Origin of the sequence: Streptomyces hygroscopicus (assembly GCF_026168105.1) — a bacterium.
Taxonomy (GTDB): Bacteria; Actinomycetota; Actinomycetes; order Streptomycetales; family Streptomycetaceae; genus Streptomyces; species Streptomyces hygroscopicus_D.
The window spans coordinates 25,937-47,275 of record NZ_LBMW01000050.1 but is presented as its reverse complement, the minus strand read 5'-3'; the positions used below and the strand labels follow the sequence as shown (position 1 = coordinate 47,275).

The window sequence follows — 21,339 nt, the reverse complement described above, 5'->3', positions numbered from 1 at the left end:
GGGATGATGTGGTCCATGAAGGGACGAGTCCTTGTCGTTGACGACGACACCGCACTGGCCGAGATGCTCGGCATTGTGTTGCGTGGTGAAGGTTTTGAGCCGTCTTTCGTAGCCGACGGCGACAAGGCGCTGGCCGCCTTCCGTGAGACCAAGCCTGACCTGGTGCTGCTCGACCTGATGCTGCCCGGGCGGGACGGCATCGAGGTGTGCCGCTTGATCAGGGCGGAGTCCGGCGTGCCGATCGTGATGCTCACGGCCAAGAGCGACACCGTGGACGTGGTGGTCGGTCTGGAGTCGGGAGCGGACGACTACATCGTGAAGCCGTTCAAGCCGAAGGAGCTGGTGGCCCGGATCCGGGCGCGGCTGCGGAGGTCGGAGGAGCCGGCGCCCGAGCAGCTGTCCATCGGTGACCTCGTCATCGATGTGGCCGGTCACTCCGTGAAGCGGGACGGGCAGTCGATCGCGCTGACACCGCTGGAGTTCGACCTGTTGGTGGCGCTGGCGCGCAAGCCGTGGCAGGTGTTCACCCGCGAGGTCCTGCTTGAGCAGGTCTGGGGCTACCGCCACGCGGCGGACACCCGTCTTGTCAACGTGCACGTCCAGCGGCTGCGCTCCAAGGTCGAGAAGGACCCGGAGCGGCCGGATATCGTGGTTACCGTCCGTGGTGTCGGGTACAAGGCCGGACCAAGCTGACATGTCCCGGGACAGCGCCGCTTCGGCGCCCGGCCGGCCCGGGGCCCGTCCGGAGCGGCCTGTCGGACGAACGACGGGCTCGCGGTGGGAACGGTTCTTCGAGGGCGGGCTGCTCCAGGGCGGAGTCCAGGGCAGCCCGGTCCTCCGGCTCGTCATGCGCTGGGTGCGCCGGCCGCTGCTGCCCGTGATGCGGCTGTGGCGGCGCAACATCCAGCTCAAGATCGTCGCCACGACCCTGCTGATGTCACTGGGTGTGGTGCTGCTGCTGGGCTTCGTCGTCATCGGGCAGGTGCGCAACGGCCTGCTGGACGCCAAGGTGAAGGCGTCGCAGAGCCAGGCCGTCGGCGGCTTCACGGTCGCCGGGCAGAAGGCCGACAGCGCGGCCAGCGCGAGCGGCGGGGACGACAACTCGGGCCCGGGGAACAACCCGGTGCAGAACGTCAGCGGGTGGATGAGCGACCTCGTGGAGTCGTTGTCGAGCGGTGGCCAGGGCGCCTTCGACGTGGTCACCCTGAGCACCACTGCCGCGGACAACGAGAACCGCGGTCTGGGACCTCGCGCCTCGGGCGGAGTGGACCCGAGCCAGAGCGTGCCGGAGGACCTGCGCAAGCGTGTCGACGCCGGCATGGGCGTCGCCCAGAGCTACACCCGCATCGTCTACACCGACAGCGGCCGGGATCCCCAGCCGGCGCTGATCATCGGTAAGCAGATCAATGACCCGAACGGGGACCCGTACCAGCTGTACTACCTCTTCCCGCTCACCCAGGAGGAGAAGTCGCTCAGCCTGGTCAAGGGGACGCTCGCGACCGCCGGGCTCTTCGTGGTCGTACTCCTCGGGGCCATCGCCTGGCTCGTGGTGCGCCAGGTCGTCACCCCGGTACGGATGGCCGCGGGCATCGCCGAGAGGCTGTCCGCCGGGCGTCTGCAGGAACGGATGAAGGTCACCGGTGAGGACGACATCGCGCGTCTGGGTGAGGCCTTCAACAAGATGGCGCAGAACCTCCAGCTGAAGATCCAGCAGCTGGAGGACCTGTCGCGGATGCAGCGGCGGTTCGTGTCGGACGTGTCGCACGAGCTGCGTACGCCCCTGACGACCGTGCGGATGGCGGCGGACGTCATCCACGAGGCGCGGGTCGACTTCGACCCGGTGACCGCGCGGTCGGCGGAGCTGCTCGCGGACCAGCTGGACCGGTTCGAGTCGCTGCTCGCGGATCTGCTGGAGATCAGCCGCTTCGACGCGGGCGCGGCGGCGTTGGAGGCCGAGCCGATCGACCTGCGGGAGGTCGTGCGGCGGGTGGTGAGCGGGGCCGAGCCACTCGCCGAGCGCAAGGGCACGCAGATACGCGTCGTCGGCGACCAGCAGCCCGTCGTGGCCGAGGCGGACGCCCGGCGCGTCGAGCGGGTGCTGCGCAACCTTGTCGTCAACGCGGTCGAGCACGGTGAGGGCAGGGACGTCATCGTCAAGCTCGCCTCGGCGGGCGGCGCGGTCGCGGTCGCGGTGCGCGACTACGGCGTGGGTCTCAAGCCGGGCGAGGCGACCCGCGTGTTCAGCCGTTTCTGGCGGGCGGATCCGGCACGCGCGCGTACCACCGGTGGGACGGGCCTGGGGCTGTCGATCGCTCTGGAGGACGCGCGGCTGCACGGCGGCTGGCTGCAGGCGTGGGGTGAGCCGGGCGGAGGTTCGCAGTTCCGGCTGACGCTGCCGCGGACGGCGGACGAGCCGCTGCGGGGCTCCCCGATACCCCTGGAGCCGTTGGACTCACGGCGCAATCGAGGACTCAGCGAGGCCGGTCTTGCGCAGGGCGGTGCCGGCAAGGCCGCCACAGTGCCCGCGCAGGCAACGGGCGAGGTGGTGCCGCCGCGGGACCCGATCGCCCCGCGGCTGGCCGCGGTGACGCCCACGGCGGACCCGACCGCGCTGCCCGGCAACGGCGCGCGCGTGGTGCCGCGGCCCACCGGTGGCGCGCGACGGCCGGACGACAGGACTCAGGAGCCGCCACAGGGCGGGGACGGGGCGGACGAGCGGGAGCAAGGGGAGGCGTTTCGTGGGCGCTGAGGGGGGCGGTCGGCGGCGTGTGCTGTCCGTGGGGGTGTCCGTCGGCTGTGGTGCCGTGGTGCTGGCCGGGTGCGCCTCGATGCCGGACAGCGGGGATCTGCGCGGGGTCGAATCGACGCCCCGGCAGGACGCGCAGGTCCGCGTGTTCGCGATGCCGCCGCGCGAGGATGCGGGGCCCGCGGAGATCGTGCAGGGCTTCCTGGAGGCGCTGACGAGCGACGACCCGCGGTACGAGACGGCTCGGAAGTATCTGACCGATGGCGCGTCGCGCGGGTGGAACCCGGACGCGTCCACCACGGTGCTGTCGGACGGGCCGAACACCGTGCCCGATCACACCAGGAGCCAGGAGGCGGGTGACGACTACACGTACACGCTGACCGGCAGCAAACTGGCGGTCGTGGACGCACAGCACGCGTACGCGCCGGACTCGGGGACGTACAGCCGGTCGGTGCACCTCACGCTGGAGAAGAAGACCAACCAGTGGCGCATCGACTCGCTGCCGCAGGGTGTGGTGATGGGCAGGTCCGACTTCCAGCGCAACTACGTGTCGGTCAACAAGTACTACTACGCGGCGAACATGCCCGCCGCTGCGGGCGGGCAGCTGAGCACCGTCGCCGACCCGGTGTACGTGCGCGGCAAGGTGGACCCGGTGACGTCGACGGTCCGTTCGTTGCTGAGCGGCCCCACGCGCTGGCTGGATCCTGTGGCGACGTCGAGCTTCCCCTCGGGCACGGCGCTCAGGAAGGACGTCACCACGCTGCAGCCCGACGACCAGAACAAGCTGACGGTGCCGCTCAACGACAGGGCGAACCGGGTCGGGCAGGCGCAGTGCGCCCGGATGGCGGCGCAGCTGCTGTTCACGCTCCAGGACCTGACGCCCACCGGAGTGAACAAGGTCGAGCTGCAGCGGTCGGACGGCCGGCAACTGTGCGAGCTGAACGAGGACCGGGCCGAGACCATCGCCCTGCACGGAACGGGCAGGCGGGCCGAGACCGAGTACGAGTACTTCATCGACGGCAAGCAGCGGCTCGTCCGTCTGCCCAGCGGCAGCGGCTCCCAGGTACCCACCCCGGTGCCGGGCGCGCTGGGCGAGGGGGACAAGAAGCTGCGCGCGGCCGCGGTATCGCGTGCCGAGGACTCCGCGGCCGGGGTCTCGGCCGACGGGCAGTATCTGTATGTCGGGTCGCTGGTGCCGGGCGCCTCGCTCGCGGGCCCGGTGGTCACCAGCCGGGGTGCCACGCAGGGCGACCGGCTGACGACGCCGAGCTGGGACGGTGCGGGTGATCTGTGGGTGGCCGACCGCGATCCGAAGCACGCGCGTCTGGTGATGCTGCAGAAGGGCGCGGGCCAGCCTGTGGACGTGCGCACGCCGGGCCTCGACGGGCGCATCGACGCGGTGCGGGTGGCGGCCGACGGGGTGCGGATCGCGCTGATCGTGGAGAAGGGCGGCAAGACGTCGCTGCAGATCGGGCGAGTCGAACGGGAGAACGGGGCCGACGGCCGGCTCGCCGTGTCGATCCTCGAGCTGCACTCGGTGACGCCGCAGCTGGAGGAGGTCACGGCCATGTCGTGGGCCGGTGACAGCCGGCTTGTGATGGTGGGACGCGAGGCCGGCGGGGTCCAGCAGATGCGCTTCGTGCAGGTCGACGGCTCCACACCGGCGGGCAATCCGCCGGCCTCGCTGACGGGCGTGAAGCAGATCGCGGCCTCGGAGGACGAGCGGCTGCCCCTGGTGGCCTACTCGGAGGACGGCATCGTGCGGCTGTCGGCCGGCGCCCAGTGGCAGAAGGTGGTCAAGGAGGGGACGGCTCCCGTCTATCCGGGGTGAGGCTCTCCCGACGGGTGTGAGGCTCCGCTGTCCGGGGGTGAGGCTCTCTCGGGCCGCCCCGGAGCCGCCCGGCACGGGCTGTGCGGGCTGCCTTGGACGTCTGCCGCACGGTTGTCCACAGGGAGTTTTCCACAGCCCTGGCAGGCCGCCGCGGGCGTTGGCACAGTGGTGGTCATGCGGGGGTGGTGGCAGGACCTCACCGACCTGGTGCTGCCAGCCGAGTGCGGAGGCTGTGGCAGGCCGCGCACGGTGCTCTGCCCGGAGTGCCGCGCCGCTCTGCAAGGCACCGCGCCACGCAGTGTGCGGCCGGTGCCGGAGCCGGCCGGGCTGCCCGTGGTGCACGCGGCGGCGGCGTACGAGGGCGCGGTGCGCGCCACGCTCCTGGCCCACAAGGAGCGCGGTGCCCTGATGCTTGCGGGACCGCTCGGCGCGGCTCTGGCCGGGGCCGTGCGGGCGGGGCCGGGCGGCCAGGTGCCCTCCGGTGCACGGGGTGGCCCCAGGCCGCTGCTGCTCGTGCCAGTGCCCTCCTCGCGCCGGGCCGTGCGGGCGAGGGGGCACGATCCCGCGCGGCGGATCGCACTCGCGGCCGCCGGAGAGCTGCGCCGGACCGGGACGGCGGCGCGCGTCGTGTCCGTGCTGCGGCAGCTTCGGCCCGTGGCCGACCAGGCGGGGCTCAATTCCGGGCAGCGGCTGGCCAACCTGACGGGCGCGCTGGGGGTGGCCGGAGGGGGCACCCGGCTGCTGGCCGGCGGGAGGGTCGTCCTCGTCGACGACCTGATGACGACGGGCGCCTCGCTGACGGAGGCGGCGCGCGCCGTACGGACGGCTCTGGGGCACGCGCAGATGGGGGACAGGGAGGTGTATGTGCCCGCGGCAGGGGAAGCAACGGGGGAACGAAGAAGAGCGGAGACGACGCCACCGGCGAACCGGACCTGGGCACCGCCGGGAATGGCCGCGGGGAGCGGCGTCGAGGACGGGATCTGTGCGGCGGTTGTCGCCGCCTCGCCGGATTCCTTCGAAAACAACCGGAACTGACTGAGAACTTGCATCGTTGCAGGTAATGAGCAGGTCAATTCACCTGAACGGAGGTACGCCGCAGTAGAGGGTGACGACATCCGTCCGGGCGAGATATGTTCGGTTGTGAGGGAAAGGCGCAGGCCATCCCCCGCTTATCCGAATGCCGTGCTGCGGGTTTTCTTAATCACCCGCAGTGGTGGGGTGGAGATCTCGCCCACGGGGGAGGAGGAGGTGGAAGTCACCGAGTCCGAGGTTCCGGTACTCACCGGAGCCTGGTGCACAAGGGAGATGCTCCGCCAGGTGTGCGGAGCGATCCGGGAACGGAGTTCTGCGTGGACATCGTCGTCAAGGGCCGCAAGACCGAGGTGCCCGAGCGGTTCCGGAAGCACGTGGCCGAGAAGCTGAAGCTGGACAAGATCCAGAAGCTCGATGGCAAGGTGATCAGCCTCGACGTCGAGGTGTCCAGGGAGCCCAACCCCCGACAGGCCGACCGCTGTGACCGAGTGGAGATCACGCTCTACTCCCGCGGTCCGGTGATCCGGGCGGAGGCAGCGGCCAGCGATCCGTACGCGGCACTCGACCTGGCGGCGGAGAAGCTTGAGGCCCGGCTGCGCAAGCAGCACGACAAGCGCCACAGCTACCGCGGGATCCGTCGGCTCACGGCAGCCGAGGTGCCCGATCACGTTCCGGGCGCCGCGACGCTCAACGGCAACGGCAGTGTCGTACCGGAAGAGGAGTCGGACGGCGTGCCGGCCAAGAGGATCGGATCGCTCGAGGTGAAGGGCGAGGGCCCCCTCGTCGTCCGGGAGAAGACCCACGTCGCGTCCCCGATGTCGCTCGACCAGGCGCTCTACGAAATGGAGTTGGTCGGGCACGACTTCTATCTGTTCGTCGACTCCGAGACCAAGCAGCCCAGCGTGGTCTACCGGCGGCATGCCTATGACTACGGCGTCATCCACCTCAGCACGGACCAGATGGTGACTCAGGCGCAGACGGCCGATGCGGGCGGAGCGCTCGGCGGCTGATCCCGGTCTGGTGATGGCCGTATCCGGTGCCCCTGGTGAGCCTTTGCGCCCCCAGGGGCACCGGTGTGCGACCACTTGGCCCCGCGCTCTGTCACCTGAGTGCCGCCCGGGCATGAAATCATGACGGTAACGGCTCAACCGGTGGGCCGTTGCCTTGGGTTGGCGATGGCACGGGACCACAGGCCACAGCCTTCAGGGGGAGGAACGATGGCGGACAGCTTCGGACCGATGCATGACGAGGATGCCGACGACGGCGTCGTCGGCATGGGCCCGGAGGCGGGCTCTGCAGGTAAGGAGCCCATCCGCGTCCTCGTCGTGGACGATCACGCCCTCTTCCGGCGCGGTCTTGAGATCGTGCTCGCGGCCGAGGAGGACATCCAGGTCGTCGGCGAGGCGGGGGACGGGGCGGAGGCGGTCGACAAGGCGGCCGATCTGCTGCCCGACATCGTGCTGATGGATGTACGGATGCCCAAGCGGGGCGGGATCGAGGCGTGCACCTCCATCAAGGAGGTGGCCCCCAGCGCCAAGATCATCATGCTGACCATCAGCGACGAAGAGGCCGACCTCTACGACGCGATCAAGGCGGGCGCGACCGGTTATCTCCTCAAGGAGATCTCCACGGACGAGGTGGCCACGGCCATTCGCGCGGTCGCCGACGGCCAGTCGCAGATCAGCCCCTCCATGGCGTCGAAACTCCTCACCGAGTTCAAGTCGATGATCCAGCGGACCGACGAGCGCCGACTCGTTCCGGCGCCGCGGCTCACCGACCGGGAACTCGAGGTCCTCAAGCTGGTCGCCACCGGGATGAACAACCGGGACATCGCCAAGGAGCTGTTCATCTCCGAGAACACCGTCAAGAACCACGTGCGCAACATCCTGGAGAAGCTGCAGCTGCACTCCAGGATGGAAGCCGTCGTCTATGCGATGCGGGAGAAGATCCTCGAGATCCGTTAGCGGGACGGGGTCCCCGGCGGTCCGGGACCCGTGTCAGTCCAGGTAACGGGCCAGCTCGCGGACGAGGGGCTCCCGCAGGGCCGGGGCGTCCATCCGCTCCACGCGGACGTTCGTGCAGTCCACCCACGACGCCGCTTCCAGCAGGGCCTGAGCCACTGCCGGGACCGCCCTCGCATCGTCCACAGTGACCTGCTTGGCGACCAGCGTGAGGCCTTCCCGCGCGGGGTCCACGCGGCCGACCAGCCGACCGCCGGCGAGGACCGGCATGGCGAAGTAGCCGTACACCCGCTTCGGCTTGGGAACGTACGCCTCCAGACGGTGGGTGAAGCCGAAGATCCGCTCCGTGCGCGCCCGCTCCCAGATCAGCGAGTCGAAGGGCGACAGAAGCGTCGTACGGTGGCGGCCGCGCGGCGGGGACTGAAGGGCTGCCGGGTCCGCCCATGCAGGCTTCCCCCAGCCCTCGACCGTCACCGGCACCAGGCCCGAGTCCGCGATCACCGCGTCGACCTGTTCGCCCTTGAGGCGGTGGTAGTCCGCTATGTCCGCGCGCGTGCCGACACCGAGGGACTGCCCGGCGAGGCGGACGAGACGGCGCAGGCACTCGGCGTCGTCCAGCTCGTCGTGGAGCAGCGCGTCGGGGACGGCGCGCTCGGCCAGGTCGTACACCCGCTTCCAGCCGCGACGCTCGACGCACACCACCTCGCCGTACATCAGCGCGCGCTCCACGGCGACCTTCGTGCCGGACCAGTCCCACCACTCGCTGGTCTTCTTCGCGCCGCCCAGGTCCGTGGCCGTGAGGGGGCCTTCGGCGCGCAGCTGCTTGATGACCTGGTCGTAGGCGCCGTCCGGGAGGGGGTGGTGCCAGTGCGGGCGGGAACGGTAGGCGCGGCGGCGGAAGGCGAAGTGGGGCCACTCCTCGATGGGGAGGATGCAGGCGGCGTGCGACCAGTACTCGAACGCGTGGGGCGGGGCCGTGGCCGTGCCGTCGGCCGACGACGGTGTCCAGTACGCCGCGTCGACCGTCCTGCGGCCTATCGCGCCGAGGCGGGCGTACGGAATGAGCTCGTGGGAGCGGGCGAGGACCGAGATGGTGTCGAGCTGGACGGCACCGAGGTGACGCAGGATGCCGCGGACACCGGCCCTGCGGTCGGCCGCGCCGAGGAACCCTTGCGCCCGCAGGGCGATGCGGCGGGCTTCGTCGGCGGTCAGTTCGGCGGCGGGGCGCGGGAGACTCGGCATGGTCACACCGTAGGCGGCGGCACTGACAGCGCGGCCTGAGCCGGGGTTTTCACCGGTCGTCGGAAGGGGCCCGAAGAAGGCGCCGCCAGACCCTGGGACGGCGCCGCAGACCCGGAACAAGATCGTGCCGCGGACCCCGGAACAAGAACGCGCCGCAGGCCCTTAGGAACGTGTCGGCAGATACGGTGCCGTCGAGGGCAGCCCCAGGTCCGACGGCAGGAGAGAGCCCACCCAGCAGTCCCGGCGCACCCCCTTGTTGTTGATCGCGGAGCGGAGGATGCCCTCGATGGTGAAGCCCGCGCGTTCCGCGACCGCGCGGGAGGCCCCGTTGCCCACCTCCGCGCGCCACTCCACGCGGTCGATCGACAGGTGCGTGAAGGCCCAGCGCGACGCGCCGAGCGTGGCTTCCGGCATGTAGCCGTTGCCCCGGTGCTCCTTCGCCGTCCAGAAGCCCACCTCGGCGACGCCCGGCGAGCGCATCGTCAGGCCGAGCATGCCCACCAGCTCCCCGGAGCGCAGGAAGACGCCGAACGTGAACATCGAGGCGTCCGCCCAGCCCTCCGGTACCGTCTGCGCCAGGAACGCGTCCGCGTGCTCGCGCAGATACGGCGACGGGATCGTGGTCCAGCGCTGGATCTCGGGGTCCTGGGCGGCTCGGTACACCGCGTCCGTCTCCTGCGGGCCCACGGTGCGCAGCAGGAGGCGGTCGGTGGTCAGGGTGACGGGGTCCATCGCCCGATTCTGCTCGCGCCCCCGCCCCTCCGCCACGACTTTTGCCGCCGGGCCGGCGCCTTGCCCGGCCTCGCCACGCCGTCGTCCCGCATCACTCCGCACCGAGTGAGGGCACCGCTACTTTTCGTGGCGAGGACGCGGCACCTTCCGCGACGCCCGTCCGTTGTCCTAGTGGCTGTCAACGGCAGACCTCCCGGTGCGGTGCGGTCCTCGCTTACGATGGCCGTTGCTCAAGCTGTCATACGTAACCGACCGTCCCAGGCCCGACCGGCAAGGAGACAAACCCCCGTGTCCGTCCTCTCGAAGATCATGCGTGCAGGCGAAGGTAAGATCCTGCGCAAGCTGCACCGCATCGCGGACCAGGTCAACTCCATCGAAGAGGACTTCATCAGCCTCTCCGACGCCGAGCTGCGGGCCCTCACCGACGAATACAAGCAGCGGTACGCCGACGGAGAGAGCCTGGACGACCTGCTGCCCGAGGCCTTCGCCACCGTGCGCGAGGCCGCCAAGCGCGTCCTGGGCCAGCGGCACTACGACGTGCAGATGATGGGCGGCGCCGCGCTGCACCGCGGCTATGTCGCCGAGATGAAGACCGGCGAGGGCAAGACCCTGGTCGGCACGCTGCCCGCGTATCTGAACGCTCTGTCCGGAGACGGCGTCCACATCGTCACGGTCAACGACTACCTGGCCGAGCGCGACTCCGAGATGATGGGCCGCGTCCACAAGTTCCTCGGCCTGAGCGTCGGCTGCATCCTCGCCAACATGACGCCGGCCCAGCGCCGCGAGCAGTACGCCTGCGACATCACGTACGGCACGAACAACGAGTTCGGCTTCGACTACCTGCGCGACAACATGGCGTGGTCGAAGGACGAGCTCGTCCAGCGCGGTCACAACTTCGCGATCGTCGACGAGGTCGACTCCATCCTGGTCGACGAGGCCCGTACGCCGCTGATCATCTCCGGCCCGGCCGATCAGGCCACCAAGTGGTACGGCGACTTCGCCAAGCTGGTCACGCGCCTGAAGAAGGGCGAGGCGGGCAACCCGCTGAAGGGCCTCGAGGAGACCGGCGACTACGACGTCGACGAGAAGAAGCGCACCGTCGCCATCCACGAGTCCGGCGTCAGCAAGGTCGAGGACTGGCTGGGCATCGACAACCTCTACGAGTCGGTGAACACCCCGCTGGTGGGCTACCTGAACAACGCCATCAAGGCCAAGGAGCTCTTCAAGCGCGACAAGGACTACGTCGTCATCGACGGCGAGGTCATGATCGTCGACGAGCACACTGGCCGAATCCTCGCGGGCCGCCGCTACAACGAGGGCATGCACCAGGCGATCGAGGCGAAGGAAGGGGTGGACATCAAGGACGAGAACCAGACGCTCGCCACGATCACCCTCCAGAACTTCTTCCGCCTCTACAACAAGCTCTCCGGCATGACCGGTACGGCGATGACCGAGGCCGCCGAGTTCCACCAGATCTACAAGCTCGGCGTCGTCCCCATCCCGACCAACAGGCCGATGATCCGCAAGGACCAGTCGGACCTGATCTACCGCACCGAGGTCGCCAAGTTCGAGGCGGTCGTCGACGACATCGCCGAGAAGCACGAGAAGGGCCAGCCGATCCTGGTCGGCACCACATCGGTCGAGAAGTCCGAGTACCTCTCGCAGCAGCTCGCCAAGCGCGGCATCCAGCACGAGGTGCTCAACGCCAAGCAGCACGACCGCGAGGCCGTGATCGTCGCGCAGGCCGGCCGCAAGGGCTCCGTGACCGTGGCCACCAACATGGCCGGCCGTGGTACTGACATCAAGCTCGGCGGAAACCCCGAGGACCTTGCCGAGGCAGAGCTGCGCCAGCGCGGGATCGACCCCGAGGAGCACATCGAGGAGTGGGCCGCGGCTCTGCCCGCCGCCCTGGAGAAGGCCGAGCAGGCGGTCAAGGCCGAGAAGGAGGAGGTCGAGGCGCTGGGCGGCCTCTACGTCCTCGGCACCGAGCGCCACGAGTCGCGACGCATCGACAACCAGCTGCGCGGCCGTTCCGGCCGTCAGGGCGACCCCGGCGAGTCCCGCTTCTACCTCTCCCTGGGCGACGACCTGATGCGTCTGTTCAAGGCGCAGATGGTCGAGCGCGTCATGTCGATGGCGAACGTCCCGGACGACGTGCCGATCGAGAACAAGATGGTCACGCGTGCGATCGCGTCCGCCCAGTCGCAGGTCGAGCAGCAGAACTTCGAGACCCGGAAGAACGTCCTCAAGTACGACGAGGTCCTCAACCGGCAGCGCGAGGTCATCTACGGCGAGCGGCGGCGCGTACTGGAGGGCGAGGACCTGCACGAGCAGATCCAGCACTTCATGGCCGACACGATCGACGCCTATGTCGCCGCCGAGACCGCCGAGGGCTTCGCCGAGGAGTGGGACCTGGACCGGCTGTGGGGCGCCTTCAAGCAGCTCTACCCGGTGAAGGTCACCATCGAGGAGCTGGAGGAGGCGGCCGGGGACCGGGCCGGGCTGACCGCCGAGTTCATCTCCGAGTCCATCAAGGACGACATCCACGAGCAGTACGAACAGCGTGAGGCGCAGCTCGGCTCCGAGATCATGCGTGAGCTGGAGCGCCGGGTCGTGCTGTCGGTCCTGGACCGCAAGTGGCGCGAGCACCTCTACGAGATGGACTACCTCCAGGAGGGCATCGGCCTGCGCGCGATGGCGCAGAAGGACCCGCTGGTCGAGTACCAGCGCGAGGGCTTCGACATGTTCACCGCGATGATGGAGGGCATCAAGGAGGAGTCCGTCGGCTATCTGTTCAACCTGGAGGTCCAGGTGGAGCAGCAGGTCGAGGAGGTCCCCGTCGAGGACGCCAAGCCGTCCCTGGAGAAGGAGGAGGCGGTGGCCGCGCAGGCCGCCCGCCCGGAGATCCGAGCCAAGGGTCTCGACGCCCCGCAGCGCCGAGAGCGGCTGCACTTCTCCGCGCCCACCGTGGACGGTGAGGGCGGCATCGTCGAGGGCGACTTCGCCGGCGACGAGGAGCCGGTGCGCTCGGAGGCGGACGGCCTCACGCGCGCGGAGCGCCGCAAGCAGGCGAAGGGCGGACGCCGCCGCAAGAAGTGACGGTGGAGGCGGCGAGACAGCCGTGACGAGGGGCCGGGCACCCAAGGCTGCCCGGCCCCTCATGTCATCCGGTGATCGGTCGTTTGCTGTCTGTCATCCGTCCGTCCGTTCGTCCGTCGTCCTTCCGTCTGTCGTCCGTCCGTCGCCCGGCTGCCCTTTTTCGTCCGCTGTCGCCGGTCGCCGGTCGCCGGTCGCCGGTCGCCGGTCGTGGACGGCGTGCCGGTGGGTTCGGAACGGCGTGCCGGTGGGTTCAGTCGTCGTCAGTCCGTGGCGTCCGTGGCCCGCCCAGCTCCACCGCCGTGCACCGCCAGCGGTGGTCCGGGCCGCACTCCAGCCGGAAGGCCATGGCCCGGAGCTGGTCGCCCGCGCCGATGCGGGCGAAGGCCTCGATGGCGCCGGGACGCGGCACGTAGTAGCCGATGTCACGGACGACCGGGCGGGTGCCTCGGGTGCGCAGGGTGCCGCGTTCGGCAAGCCGGGCCAGTTCGTCGTAGGCGCGGCCGACGGTGTGGCGGAGCATGCTGTGCACCGGGCGCTGACCGCTCAGCACGGAGAGCAGACGGTCGGCGAAGATGTCCGTCGGGCGGGGCTGGGCGGCCGGTGCCGCCCGGCGCGGGGCACTCGGCGTCCTCGCCGGGGACGTGCGCTGCCCTGGTGCCGTACGCCGGGGGACGGCGCCGGGACGGCGGGTGTCGTGGCGTACCGGCGGGCGGCCTCCGGGCCGCCGTGCGGCGCTGGCCATCGCCTGGTTCCTGGTCATCACCTTGTTCATGGGGACCCCACTCTCGCGGGACCGGTGAGTACCGGTCGGTAACTTCTCGGTGGGGATCTTGTACGAGGCGGGGGATCGGGTCCGCAAGGCGGCTGCTAAGGCCCTCGGAGGGCCTGCGGGGTTCACCTATCAGGGTGAGGAGAGAGGTGGCGGTCCTTTGCACGACGGGGGCGTGCCGGGTGATTCGTGAGCGCCTCGGTTGACGCCGCGCAAGGGCGCTGCCGGGGCTCGAAGGGGGACGCCCGCACGTATCCTGGGATGACTCGCCGGAGGCTCGTGGGAACCTTGCCGGAGGCTCGGGAACGATCTCCGCGGGGCCCTTCCCGGCCGTCCGGCCGCCCTCACCGACTACGAAAGCGGCTCGCCATGCGCGTCTACGTCCCTCTGACCCTCCCCGGTCTCGCCGAGGCGTACAAGACGGGCGAGCTGGGCGCCGGACCGTTCGTCGCATACGCCGTCACACCCGCGCTGCGCGAGTGGTACCTCTCCGACGACATCGAGGAACTCGAGTACGCCGCGCTGAGCCGGGCCGCGCTGGCCTCGCTGCGTCTCCTCGCGGCTGATCCGGGGGCGCCGCGACGGCGGGTCGTGGTCGCGGTCGACGTACCCGATGGGGCGGCGGTGGCAGACCCCGACCGTGGCCTCGATCCGGCGGCGCTGGGCGAGGTGCGGGTCATCGGGGCCGTACCGCTGGCCAAGGCCGCCGCCGTGCACGTCGACGCGGCCGACGCCGAGACGGACGTGACCGCGGCGGCCGAGGCGCTTCAGGCGGCCGACGGCGGGGATGACGACGCGCAGTTCGTCGTGGACGGCGCCGAGGACCACGAACTGCTCTGGTATGCGACGCAGGAAATTCCGAACCTGGTGGGGCTGGGCGACTGACCTGGCGTTTTCCACCGCACGTGCCCTGGCACAGTTGAGTGTCAGTGCGGCCGGGTACGTTTTCCGGCATGGGGACGTACGGAAACGCGCACATTGTCTGGGACTGGAACGGCACGCTGTTCCACGACAATGACGCGATCATCGGGGCGACGAACGCGGCGTTCGCCGAACTGGGCCTGGAGCCGATCACGCTGGAGCGGTATCGGGCGCTGTACTGCGTGCCGGTGCCGAAGTTCTACGAACGGCTGATGGGACGGCTGCCGACGGACGCCGAGTGGGAGCTCATGGACGAGACCTTCCACCGGCACTACGCGCGGCACCGGCTCGCCTGCCGACTGACCGAGGGCGCCGCGCAACTGCTCGCCGGGTGGCGCTCGGCGGGCCGCAGCCAGTCGCTCCTCAGCATGTACGGGCACGACGAACTCGTCCCGCTGGTCCGGGGGTTCGGGATCGAGGCGCACTTCATACGGGTGGAGGGGCGGACCGGCCCGTCCGGCGGCAGCAAGGCCGAGCACATGGTCCGGCACATACGGGCGCTCAACGGTGTCGACCCCGCGCGCACGGTGGTGATCGGGGACGCGGCGGACGACGCGGTCGCCGCCCGGCACGTCGGAGCGAGGGCCGTTCTGTACACCGGCGGCTCCCACAGCCGCGCCAGCCTGGAGGGGGTCGGCGCGCCGGTGGTCGACACACTGGCGGAGGCAGTCGAGGAGGCCGAGCGACTGGCGGCGTGAACGCAAGCGGCGCTCCCCCGGGAGAGCCGGGGGAGCGCCGCACCCTGGTCGACCTGGAGTCAGGCGACGGGCGCCTAGGTCAGGGGCGCCTTCGTCTGCAGGACCTTGAGGAATTCGCGCATCCAAGCGGGATGGTCCGGCCAGGCCCGGGACGACACGAGGGTGCCGTCGACGACCGCCTCGGCGTCCTGGAAGGTGGCACCGGCCGCCTGCATGTCCAGTTCCAGGGCGGGGTAGGCCGTGACGCGCCGACCACGGAGCGCGTCCGCTCCGGCGGTGAGCAGGGGGCCGTGGCAGATCTGCGCGACCGGCTTGTCGGTGTCGAAGAACGACTTGAGGATCTTGCGGAGTTCGGGATCGTTGCGGAGGTACTCCGGGGCACGCCCGCCGGGGATGACGAGGGCGACGTACTCACCGGGGTCGACCTCCGAGAAGGCGAGGTCGGCGGGCCAGGTGTAGCCGGGTTTCTCGGTGTACGTGTCGAAGCCGGGTTCGAAGTCATGGACGACGAAGCGGAGTTTCTTGGCGGTGGGGGCGGCGATGTGGACCTCGTAGCCCTCCTCGCGCAAGCGCTGGTAGGGGTACAGGACCTCCAGTGATTCCGCCGCGTCGCCGGTGACGATCAGGATCTTCTGCGTCATGCTCGCTGTTCTCCCCTCGGTCAAGACCGGTACGGCCATGCTCGCACCGCGGGCACTGCACGGCACCGCTCTGTTCGCCCCTGTGCAGAACGTCAAAGTTCGCCCCCCTCTTTTGTACACATACGGCTCATGACGTGCCCCCCACGGGGAGCGATAGCCTGGTGGCGTGATCAGCGCGATAGTTCGCGGGGACGTCGTCGTCCCTGCCCTGCGCCCGGTGAGCACGGACGACATCCGTGACCGGGCGGCGGTCGCTGGTCTTCGCAGGCGGGGCCGGTCGCACAGGGCGCCGCAGGCGCCCTCGGGGACAGCCGGGGCGCCCATGACGCGGAAGGCGCACAGAGCGCCGAGAGCAGCGTCACAGTCACCCAAGGGGCCGGAAATGGCCGATACCCCTTCGCCCATCTCTCCATGCGGCATAGCGTCGAATCAGACCGGACACCCCGCGTCTCGGCGTTACGTCGGAGAAGAGACCGTACTTCCTTCAACGTCACGCAACGGCGCGCGACAGGAGCCAGAGGACAATGCAGACCAAGCTGGACGAAGCCAAGGCCGAGCTGCTCGAGAGGGCCGCCCGGGTAGCTGAGAACAGCCCGGTCGGGGGGCACCTACCGACTGGGATCACGGGCGAGGGCACCCCGGACCGGGACACCGTGCTCGCGTTCCTCCAGCGCTACTACCTGCACACCGCACCGGAAGACCTGGCCGACCGTGACCCGGTCGACGTCTTCGGTGCCGCTTTCTCGCACTACAGACTGGCCGAGACGCGTCCCCAGGGCACGGCCAACGTGCGGGTGCACACCCCGACCGTCGAGGAGAACGGCTGGACGTGCAGCCACTCCGTGGTCGAGGTCGTCACCGACGACATGCCGTTCCTCGTCGACTCCGTGACGAACGAGCTGTCGCGGAAGGGACGCGGGATCCACGTCGTCGTCCACCCCCAGTTCGTCGTCCGCCGCGACCTGACCGGCAAGCTGCTCGAGGTGCTGCCGGACGCGCCTGCCGGCGCGCTGCCGCACGACGCGCACGTCGAGTCCTGGATCCACGTCGAGATCGACCGCGAGACCGACCGCTCCGACCTGAAGCAGATCACCGCCGATCTGCTGCGCGTCCTGTCCGACGTCCGCGAGGCCGTCGAGGACTGGGAGAAGATGCGGGAGGCCGCGCTGCGCGTCGCCGAGATCCTGCCGAAGGAGTCCCTGCCCGGGGACCTGCCCGAGGCGGAACTCGAGGAGGCCGGTGAGCTGCTGCGCTGGCTGGCCGACGACCACTTCACCTTCCTCGGCTACCGCGAGTACGAGCTGCGCAACGACGACTCGCTGGCCGCCGTCCCCGGCACCGGGCTCGGCATACTGCGATCGGACCCGCACCACGCCGGCGACGACCACCACCCGGTCAGCCCGTCCTTCGAGCGGCTGCCCGCCGACGCCCGCGCCAAGGCCCGCGAGCACAGGCTGCTGATCCTCACCAAGGCCAACAGCCGCGCCACCGTGCACCGCCCGTCATACCTCGACTACGTCGGTGTGAAGAAGTTCGACGAGGCCGGCAACGTCATCGGCGAGCGCCGCTTCCTGGGCCTGTTCTCGTCCGCCGCCTACACGGAGTCCGTGCGCCGCGTGCCCGTCATCCGGCGCAAGGTCGAGGAGGTCCTCAGGGGCGCCGGGTTCTCGCCCAACAGCCACGACGGCCGTGACCTGCTACAGATCCTCGAGACGTACCCGCGCGACGAGCTGTTCCAGACCCCGGCCGACGAGCTGCGCTCCATCGTCACCTCCGTCCTCTACCTCCAGGAGCGCCGCCGTCTGCGGCTCTACCTGCGCCAGGACGAATACGGGCGCTACTACTCGGCCCTCGTCTACCTGCCCCGCGACCGGTACACCACCGGCGTCCGGCTGCGGATCATCGACATCCTGAAGGAGGAGCTCGGCGGCACCAGCGTCGACTTCACCGCTTGGAACACGGAGTCGATCCTCTCCCGGCTGCACTTCGTGGTCCGCGTCCCGCAGGGCACCGAGCTGCCCCAGCTGTCCGACGCCGACAAGGACCGCATCGAGGCCCGGCTCGTCGAGGCCGCCCGCTCCTGGGCCGACGCCTTCACCGAGGCCCTGAACGCCGAGCTCGGCGAGGAGCGCGCCGCAGAGCTGCAGCGCCGCTACGGCCACGCCTTCCCCGAGGGCTACAAGGCCGACCACACCCCGCGCGCCGCGGTCGCCGACCTCGTCCACCTGGAGCAGCTCACGACCGAGGAGGGAGGCAAGGACTTCGCCCTCAGCCTGTACGAGCCCGTGGGCGTCGGCCCGGGCGAGCGCCGCTTCAAGATCTACCGCAGGGGCGAGTCCGTCTCCCTGTCCGCCGTCCTGCCCGTGCTCCAGCGACTCGGCGTCGAGGTCATCGACGAGCGCCCGTACGAGCTGCGCTGCGCGGACCGGACGACCGCGTGGATCTACGACTTCGGTCTGCGTCTGCCCAAGTCGGTCATCGGCAACGGCGACTACCTCGGCGACGACGCCCGTGAGCGGTTCCAGGACGCCTTCGCGGCCTCCTGGACCGGACAGGCCGAGAACGACGGCTTCAACGCCCTCGTGCTGGGCGCCGGGCTCACCTGGCGGCAGGCGATGGTGCTGCGCGCGTACGCCAAGTACCTGCGCCAGGCCGGTTCGACCTTCAGCCAGGACTACATGGAGGACACCCTCCGCAACAACGTCCACACGACCCGGCTGCTGGTCTCCCTCTTCGAGGCGCGGATGTCACCGGAGCGGCAGCGGGCCGGTCTGGAGCTGACCGACGCCCTGCTGGAGGAGCTGGACGCCGCCCTCGACCAGGTCGCCTCGCTCGACGAGGACCGCATCCTGCGCTCGTTCCTCACCCTCATCAAGGCGACCCTGCGCACCAACTTCTTCCAGGAGGCGCGGGGCGGCAAGCCGCACGACTACGTCTCGATGAAGTTCGACCCGCAGGCCATCCCGGACCTGCCGGCGCCGCGTCCGGCGTACGAGATCTGGGTGTACTCGCCGCGGGTCGAGGGCGTGCACCTGCGCTTCGGAAAGGTCGCGCGAGGCGGCCTGCGCTGGTCCGACCGGCGCGAGGACTTCCGCACCGAGATCCTCGGCCTGGTCAAGGCGCAGATGGTGAAGAACACCGTCATCGTGCCGGTGGGCGCCAAGGGCGGGTTCGTCGCCAAGCAGCTGCCGGACCCGGCCGTGGACCGGGACGCATGGCTCGCCGAGGGCATCCGCAGCTACCGCACGTTCATCTCGGCGCTGCTCGACATCACCGACAACATGGTGGCCGGCGAGGTCGTACCGCCGGCGGATGTGGTCCGGCACGACTCGGACGACACCTACCTGGTGGTCGCGGCCGACAAGGGCACGGCGACGTTCTCGGACATCGCCAACGAGGTCGCCGAGAAGTACAACTTCTGGCTCGGCGACGCCTTCGCCTCCGGCGGCTCCGCGGGCTACGACCACAAGAAGATGGGCATCACCGCGCGCGGCGCCTGGGAGTCCGTGAAGCGGCACTTCCGGGAGCTGGGCGTGGACACCCAGGCCGAGGACTTCACCGTCGTCGGCATCGGTGACATGTCCGGTGACGTGTTCGGCAACGGCATGCTGCTGTCCGAGCACATCCGCCTTGTCGCGGCCTTCGACCACCGGCACATCTTCATCGACCCCAGCCCGGACGCGGCGACCTCGTACGCCGAGCGCCGCCGGCTGTTCGAGCTGCCGCGCTCCTCGTGGGCCGACTACAACACCGAGCTGCTGTCGGCCGGCGGCGGTGTCTTCCCCCGTTCGGCCAAGGCGATCCAGATCAACGCGCACATCCGCGAAGCGCTCGGCATCGAGGGCAACGTCACCAAGATGACCCCGGCCGACCTGATGCGGGCCATCCTCAAGGCGCCGGTCGACCTGCTGTGGAACGGCGGCATCGGCACGTACGTGAAGGCCTCGACGGAGTCGAACGCGGACGTCGGCGACAAGGCCAACGACGCCATCCGCGTGGACGGCAGCGACCTGCGCGTGAACGTCGTCGGCGAGGGCGGCAACCTCGGTCTGACCCAGCTCGGCCGGATCGAGTTCGCGCAGCACGGCGGGAAGATCAACACCGACGCCATCGACAACAGCGCCGGTGTGGACACCTCCGACCACGAGGTGAACATCAAGATTCTGCTCAATGCGGTCGTGGCCAACGGCGATCTGACGGTCAAGCAGCGCAACCAGCTCCTCGCCGAGATGACCGACGAGGTCGGTGCCCTGGTGCTGCGCAACAACTACGCGCAGAACGTGGCCATCGCCAACGCCCTGTTCCAGTCGAAGGACATGCTGCACGCCCAGCAGCGGTTCCTGCGCCACCTGGTGCGTGAGGGCCACCTCGACCGGGCGCTGGAGTTCCTGCCCACCGACCGGCAGATCCGCGAGCGGCTGAGTGCCGGACAGGGCCTGACCGGTCCGGAGACGGCCGTCCTGCTGGCCTACACCAAGATCACGGTCGCGAAGGAGATGCTGGAGACTCCGCTGCCCGACGACCCGTACCTGCGCAACCTGCTGCACGAGTACTTCCCGACGGCGCTGCGCGAGAGGTTCCCCGAGCAGATCGACGGCCACGCCCTGCGCCGCGAGATCGTGACGACCCTCCTGGTCAACGACACGGTCAACACGGGCGGTACGAGCTTCCTGCACCGCCTCCGTGAGGAGACGGGCGCCTCGCTCGAGGAGATCGTGAGGGCGCAGACCGCGTCCCGTGCGATCTTCCACTCCGGCGAGGTGTGGGACGCGGTCGAGGCGCTCGACAACAAGGTCGAGGCCGCCGTCCAGACCCGTATCCGGCTGCACTCGCGGCGGCTGGTCGAGCGCGGCACGCGCTGGCTGCTCAACAACCGGCCGCAGCCGCTGGAGCTCACCGGGACCGTCGAGTTCTTCCAGGACCGCGTCGAGCAGGTCTGGAGCGAGCTGCCGAAGCTGCTGCGCGGCGCGGACCTGGATTGGTGGCAGAAGATCTACGACGAGCTGACGGGCGCCGGCGTCCCGGACGAACTCGCCACGCGGGTGGCCGGGTTCTCCTCCGTCTTCCCGGCTCTCGACACCGTCTCGGTGGCCGACCGCACGGGCAAGGACCCGATGGCCGTCGCCGAGGTCTACTACGACCTCGCCGACCGGCTGAAGATCACCCATCTCATGGACCGCATCATCGAGTTGCCGCGCACCGACCGGTGGCAGTCGATGGCACGTGCGGCGATCCGCGAGGACCTGTACGCGGCCCACGCGGGCCTGACGGCCGAGATCCTTTCGGTGGGCAACGGCAGTTCCACTCCTGAGCAGCGCTTCAAGGCCTGGGAGGAGAAGAACGCGGCGATCCTGACGCGGGCACGCACGACCCTCGACGAGATCTCGAGCTCGGACTCCTTCGATCTGGCGAACCTTTCGGTGGCGATGCGCACCATGCGTACGCTGCTGCGTACGCACGGCTAGTCCGCTCCTGCGGGAGCGGCCGGTCCGGTAAGCCCGGTCCCGCACTGCCGGTACGACGGCGGGGGCACCCCTGATGAGGGGGTGCCCCCGTTCGCGCATTCGGAAATACTGCCCGCGCCCGATACCATGTACTCCTTTCTTGCCAGGAGCTTGGGGAATTCAGGCAATCGCTTTACCCGTCCTCGCTAAACAGGACCGGGGG

14 protein-coding genes are annotated in these 21,339 nt (G+C 69.9%); 10 read left to right on the top strand and 4 right to left on the bottom strand.

Annotated elements, in window-relative coordinates; all coding sequences use genetic code 11:
- The first annotated feature begins 3 nt into the window (after window positions 1-3).
- The 6 genes from mtrA (at window position 4) to AAW14_RS32535 (ending at window position 7,573) form a co-directional block, all read left to right on the top strand.
- Window positions 4-693 (top strand): two-component system response regulator MtrA, encoded by a 690-nt coding sequence (gene mtrA, locus AAW14_RS32560; protein WP_322741142.1) that lies wholly within the window; start codon window positions 4-6, stop codon window positions 691-693.
- A gap of 1 nt (window position 694) precedes the next feature.
- Window positions 695-2,749 carry an MtrAB system histidine kinase MtrB gene (gene mtrB, locus AAW14_RS32555; RefSeq protein WP_265568024.1) on the top strand — a complete coding sequence of 685 codons (2,055 nt, stop codon included), beginning with the start codon at window positions 695-697 and terminating at the stop codon, window positions 2,747-2,749.
- Entirely contained in the window at window positions 2,739-4,577 is a 1,839-nt protein-coding gene (locus AAW14_RS32550; RefSeq protein WP_416223409.1) for an LpqB family beta-propeller domain-containing protein, read from the top strand. Before mtrB ends, AAW14_RS32550 begins: the two co-directional genes overlap by 11 nt.
- 174 nt (window positions 4,578-4,751) lie before the next feature.
- On the top strand, window positions 4,752-5,612 hold the full coding sequence (locus AAW14_RS32545) for a ComF family protein (protein WP_265568023.1): 861 nt from the start codon (window positions 4,752-4,754) through the stop codon (window positions 5,610-5,612).
- Between the two features lie 314 nt (window positions 5,613-5,926).
- Window positions 5,927-6,619, top strand: a complete 693-nt coding sequence (gene hpf, locus AAW14_RS32540) for a ribosome hibernation-promoting factor, HPF/YfiA family (RefSeq protein ID WP_265568022.1) — start codon at window positions 5,927-5,929, stop codon at window positions 6,617-6,619.
- 207 nt (window positions 6,620-6,826) lie between these two features.
- Complete coding sequence (locus AAW14_RS32535; protein WP_265568021.1) at window positions 6,827-7,573, top strand: response regulator; 747 nt, start codon at window positions 6,827-6,829, stop codon at window positions 7,571-7,573.
- A 33-nt stretch (window positions 7,574-7,606) separates the two neighbouring features.
- Here AAW14_RS32535 and AAW14_RS32530 read toward each other — a convergent pair whose 3' ends face one another.
- Both AAW14_RS32530 and AAW14_RS32525 read right to left on the bottom strand, forming a co-directional pair.
- On the bottom strand, window positions 7,607-8,812 hold the full coding sequence (locus AAW14_RS32530) for a winged helix-turn-helix domain-containing protein (protein WP_265568020.1): 1,206 nt from the start codon (window positions 8,810-8,812) through the stop codon (window positions 7,607-7,609).
- 162 nt (window positions 8,813-8,974) lie between these two features.
- On the bottom strand, window positions 8,975-9,544 hold the full coding sequence (locus tag AAW14_RS32525; protein WP_265568019.1) for a GNAT family N-acetyltransferase: 570 nt from the start codon (window positions 9,542-9,544) through the stop codon (window positions 8,975-8,977).
- A 288-nt stretch (window positions 9,545-9,832) separates the two neighbouring features.
- On the opposite strand from AAW14_RS32525, the gene secA reads away from it, so the two are divergent.
- Window positions 9,833-12,643 carry a preprotein translocase subunit SecA gene (gene secA, locus AAW14_RS32520; protein WP_265568018.1) on the top strand — a complete coding sequence of 937 codons (2,811 nt, stop codon included), beginning with the start codon at window positions 9,833-9,835 and terminating at the stop codon, window positions 12,641-12,643.
- A gap of 250 nt (window positions 12,644-12,893) precedes the next feature.
- Here the strand turns inward: secA and AAW14_RS32515 are convergent, their stop codons facing one another.
- On the bottom strand, window positions 12,894-13,415 hold the full coding sequence (locus AAW14_RS32515) for an Rv3235 family protein (protein WP_265568017.1): 522 nt from the start codon (window positions 13,413-13,415) through the stop codon (window positions 12,894-12,896).
- Between the two features lie 366 nt (window positions 13,416-13,781).
- On the opposite strand from AAW14_RS32515, the gene AAW14_RS32510 reads away from it, so the two are divergent.
- Complete coding sequence (locus AAW14_RS32510; protein ID WP_265568016.1) at window positions 13,782-14,297, top strand: DUF6912 family protein; 516 nt, start codon at window positions 13,782-13,784, stop codon at window positions 14,295-14,297.
- Window positions 14,298-14,365: 68 nt separating this feature from the next.
- A complete protein-coding gene (locus AAW14_RS32505) occupies window positions 14,366-15,031 on the top strand; it encodes an HAD family hydrolase (protein WP_265568015.1) in 666 nt (221 codons plus the stop codon).
- A 74-nt stretch (window positions 15,032-15,105) separates the two neighbouring features.
- On the opposite strand, the gene AAW14_RS32500 is transcribed toward AAW14_RS32505, so the two are convergent.
- Window positions 15,106-15,672 carry a DJ-1/PfpI family protein gene (locus tag AAW14_RS32500; protein ID WP_265568014.1) on the bottom strand — a complete coding sequence of 189 codons (567 nt, stop codon included), beginning with the start codon at window positions 15,670-15,672 and terminating at the stop codon, window positions 15,106-15,108.
- Window positions 15,673-16,196: 524 nt separating this feature from the next.
- On the opposite strand from AAW14_RS32500, the gene AAW14_RS32495 reads away from it, so the two are divergent.
- Window positions 16,197-21,137, top strand: a complete 4,941-nt coding sequence (locus AAW14_RS32495; RefSeq protein WP_265568013.1) for an NAD-glutamate dehydrogenase — start codon at window positions 16,197-16,199, stop codon at window positions 21,135-21,137.
- Window positions 21,138-21,339 lie beyond the last annotated feature (202 nt).